At 77.7% G+C, this 3,894-nt stretch carries 5 protein-coding genes; all 5 read right to left on the bottom strand.

Translation table 11 applies throughout. The features are described from left to right. The coding region (locus tag CCN29_RS10025) for a glycosyltransferase family 9 protein (protein WP_143661304.1) at positions 1 to 431 on the bottom strand (431 nt) is incomplete at its 3' end. Further along, positions 428 to 1,378: a glycosyltransferase gene (locus tag CCN29_RS10020; RefSeq protein ID WP_086681121.1), complete on the bottom strand. Its 951-nt coding sequence runs from the start codon at positions 1,376 to 1,378 to the stop codon at positions 428 to 430. The genes CCN29_RS10025 and CCN29_RS10020, both read right to left, overlap by 4 nt. After that, positions 1,375 to 2,364, bottom strand: coding sequence for a glycosyltransferase family 9 protein (locus tag CCN29_RS10015; protein ID WP_031023747.1), 990 nt, complete (start codon positions 2,362 to 2,364; stop codon positions 1,375 to 1,377). Before CCN29_RS10015 ends, CCN29_RS10020 begins: the two co-directional genes overlap by 4 nt. Continuing rightward, positions 2,361 to 3,008: a D-glycero-alpha-D-manno-heptose-1,7-bisphosphate 7-phosphatase gene (locus CCN29_RS10010; protein WP_086681119.1), complete on the bottom strand. Its 648-nt coding sequence runs from the start codon at positions 3,006 to 3,008 to the stop codon at positions 2,361 to 2,363. Before CCN29_RS10010 ends, CCN29_RS10015 begins: the two co-directional genes overlap by 4 nt. Continuing rightward, the coding region (locus CCN29_RS10005) for a glycosyltransferase family 2 protein (protein WP_107481685.1) at positions 3,005 to 3,894 on the bottom strand (890 nt) is incomplete at its 5' end. The genes CCN29_RS10005 and CCN29_RS10010, both read right to left, overlap by 4 nt.

The following is a 3,894-nucleotide window of genomic DNA, read 5'->3' as shown; positions in this document are numbered from 1 at the left end:
TCGGCCGGGTCGGCGTCGAGGCCGTAGTAGCGCAGCAGCCGGCACCAGCGGTCGCGTTCGTGTTCGTCGCGGCGCCAGGGCGGGCCCTCGATCCCGGGGGTGTCCGGGTGCGCGAAGGCGAACAGCCGCGCGGGGCGCAGGGTTTGCAGCAGGCGGTGGCTGGGCGGTCCGTTGCCGTGCAGGTCGACGGCGAGGTCCGGGGGCGGCCCGGTCCAGTCGAGGGTGCTCGGGACGGCCCGGCCGGGGGCGGAGGCGGGCAGCAGCAGGTCGACGGCCCCCGACTCCAGGGCGACGGGGGCGAGTTCGGCGGGCGCGGCCAGCACCACCTCGTGGTCCGGGAAGCCTCGCCGCAGCGCCCGCAACGCGGGCACCCCGGCGAGCAGGTCGCCGAGCCCGAGCGCTCGCAGCACGAGCACCCGGGGTGCCGTCATCGGGTGACCTCCTTGAGGAGGCGTTCCCAGTCGTCGAGGAAGCGGGGCAGGCCGTATCGGGCGAGGGCGGCGGCCCGGGCGAGCTCGCCGGTGCGGCGGGCGCTCAGCGGGTCGGCGGTGAACTCCCGTACGGCGTCGGTGAGGACGTCGATCCGGTTGGAGACCACGCCCGCGCCGGGCGGCACCGCCTCGGTGACCTCGGTGGTGGCGAGGGCGACGACGGGCATGCCGAGGTGCATGGCCTCGAGGAGGGACAGGCCGAGGGAGGTCCAGCGCACCGGGTGGACGTAGACGCGGCGGCGGGCCATCTCGGCGTGCAGCCGGGCCTGGGTCAGCTCGTGGGTGCGGCACCGGTCGGCGGGCAGGCCGAGGTGGCCGGCGAGTCCGCCGGTGCCCATGCCGAACACGTCCAGCGGCGCGGCGGCGGCGAACGCGGGCAGCAGGTCGGTGCCGGTCGTACGGCCGCGCCGCACCGGCTCGTTGACGACGACGGCGGCGTGCGGCAGCTCGCCCGTCCACAGCGGGCCTGGGTCGACGATGCCGTGCTCGATCACCGTGGTGGGGGTGGCGCCGGCGTCCCACATGAGCCGGTTGAAGTGGGTGACGTGCACGAGGGTCACGCCGGGGAGGTCCGCGGCGGGATGCCGGGTGTCGGGGACGTCGCCGTGCGGGGCGTTGTGCTCCAGGTAGACCAGCGGCGGGCGGCGGCCCAGCCACCGGTCCACCAGGCCGATCTCGTGCGGGCGTTGCAGCACGACGACGTCGACGTCCTGCTCGGCCAGGCGCTCGGGCGGCACCTCGACGACCGAGTCGGGCCAGTCGAAGGTGCGGGCGCGGCCGAGGCCGTCGGGTCCGCGGTCCGGGGTGACGGGGACGACGTAGGTGTGCGGTCCCTGCACGAAGGCCGTGGTCCACGACCCGTGCACGTGCCACAGCAGGATCCTCATGCCACCTCCACGAGCTTGTCGACCGCGGCGACGACGTCGAGCGCGGTCACGGTGTCCAGGCAGGGATGGCCCGGCACGGGGCAGCGCCGGGCGCGGCTTCCGGCGCACGGGGCGTCCTGGTCGCCGAGCAGCAGATGGGGCACGCCGTAGGGCCGCCACCGTTCGGCGGGGACGACCGGCGCGAACAGCGACACCACGGGGGTGCCGACGGCGGCGGCGAGATGGGCGGGGCCGGTGTTCCCGGCGACGACGCAGTCGGCGCCGGCGAGCACCGCGGCGAGCTGCGCGGCGTCGGTACGGCCGCCGAGGTCGACGGCCCGGCCGCCGGCGACGTACGCGGTCAGCTCGCGTTCGCCCGCGCCGCCGGTGACGACGACGCGCCGTCCGGCGGCGGTCAGTTCGCGCACCGCCTGGGCGCACCGTCCGGGGCTCCAGGCGCGGGCGGGCACGCTGGCCCCGGGATGGACGACGACGTACGGCCCCTCACCGGCCGGCCGGTCCCCGGCGGGCGGCGGGAGCACCCGCAGCAGGCCGTCGTCGACGCGGGGGAAACCGGCCGCCTCCGCGAGGTCCAGCGCGGCCTCGGCCTCGTGGGCGTGCGGGGCGCGGTGGTGGCGTACGTCGAGGAGGCTGCCGGGGTGGTCCTCGCTGTCGGCGGCGATGAACGGGACGCCGGCCAGCCGCAGCAGCAGCGCGGTGGGCAGCGGCGACTGGTGGTAGGAGGTGAGGACGAGCGCGGCGTCGGCGTCGACGGACGCGAGCAGCCGTTCGATGTCGTCGCGGTCGACGGGCGGCGGGCGGAACCCGGTCCACGGCGAGTCCCAGACGAGTACCTCGTCCACCCCGGGCAGCAGCCGCGCCGCGGGCGCCCCGTGCGGTCCGCACAGCAGGGTGACGTGGTCGGCGCGGGCGGCGACGGCCCGTACGGCGGGGCCTGCGAGCAGGACGTCGCCGAAGCTGTCGAGCCGGGTGACGAGGGCTTTCACAGATACCTCCCGGTCCGGGGCGGCGCCGCGTCCGGGCCGGTGGGCAGGCGTCCGGACGCCCACATCACGTGTTCGGCCCCGGCGTACAGACCCAGCGCGGGGGCGCCGTCGGGGGCTTCCCACGGCGGGCCGTCGAGGACGAGCCGTACGGCGGCGGGCAGGTCCCGCGCCACGTGCGGGGCGGCGGCGGTCTCCTCGGGGCGGGTGACGGGCGTGGGGACGAGCACGGCGTGCGCCCCGGCGCGGCAGGCGGCCTCGGCGTCGGAGCCGATGTCGCCGACGACGACGCAGTCGGCGGGGTCCGCGCCCAGCCGTCCGGCGGCGTCGAGGATCATGCCGGGGCGGGGTTTGCGGCAGGGGCAGCCGTCCTCGGGGCCGTGCGGGCAGACCGCCCAGACGTCGAACGGGCCGAGGAGTTCCTCGACGCGTTTGTTGACGCGCCGGACGTCGGCCTCGGTGAGCAGGCCGCGGGCGACGCCGGACTGGTTGGTGACGACACCGGTGCGGATGCCGCGGGCGCGCAGCGCGTCGAGCGCCTCGCGCGCCCCTTCGACGGGGCGTACGCGCTCCGGGGCGGCGTTGTAGGGGACGTCGTGCACCAGGGTGCCGTCGCGGTCGAACAGCACCGCCCGCACGGGGCTCATCGGGCCACCTCCCGCCAGGCGGGGGCGTGCCGGTGGCGCCAGGCGCCGGCCAGGCGGTGCCAGGTGGCGGCGGGCGGGATGACCACGCTGGTGGCGAGCACGGTCGCTACCTCCTCGGGGGTGCGCGGCCCGGGCGTGATACGGGCGCGGGCGAACTCGGCGGTGCCGGCCGCCCAGCCCGCCGCGCAGGCCGCGGCGGCTCTGCGGTGTCCGGTGGCGGCGAGCGCGCACGCGGCGGCGCCGGCGGCGGTGATCGCGGCGTGCCGGCGGATACGGCCGCGTGGCGAGACCGCCTTGTCCCACCAGTCGGCGCCGTGCAGCCGCCGCATCAGGGCGTCGTCGGCGTGGCCGCGCTGCGTGCGGACCGACGCCCAGCGGGACGCGGCGCGCACGGGGTGGAGGGTGGTGCGGCGGCCCCGGCGGATGCGCCACCCGGCGCCGAGGAACCGCAGGGCGAGGTCGGCGTCCTCGCGGTGGGCGCGGGGGAAGCGTTCGTCGAAGCCTCCGGCCCGGCGCAGGACGTCGGTGCGGTAGGCCATGTCGGCGGTGATCCAGCGGGCGCGGGCCAGTCCGGCGGTGCCGCGTTCCCAGTCGGTGGGCCGGCGTCCGCCGGGCAGCGGCACGGTGATGACGCCGGGCACGCCCGCGGTGTCGGGCGTCGCCTCGTCGAGGTCGCGCTGGAGCTGGGCGCACCAGTGCGGCCCCACCTGGACGTCGTCGTCGACGAACACCACCCAGGGTTCGGTGACGGCGCGCAGTCCGGTGTTGCGGGCGGCGGCGGGGCCCCGGGCCTCTCCCGGCAGCACGGTGGTGCGGGCGCGCAGGTCGCCCAGGACGCTCAGCGCGTGTTCCAGGGGCGCCGGGTCGGGGTCGGCCGAGGCGGCGG

Origin of the sequence: Streptomyces pseudogriseolus (assembly GCA_002154585.1) — a bacterium.
GTDB classification, from domain to species: Bacteria; Actinomycetota; Actinomycetes; order Streptomycetales; family Streptomycetaceae; genus Streptomyces; species Streptomyces pseudogriseolus.
Note: the sequence above shows the minus strand (reverse complement) of the source record. Positions and strands in the feature narration are given on the sequence as shown.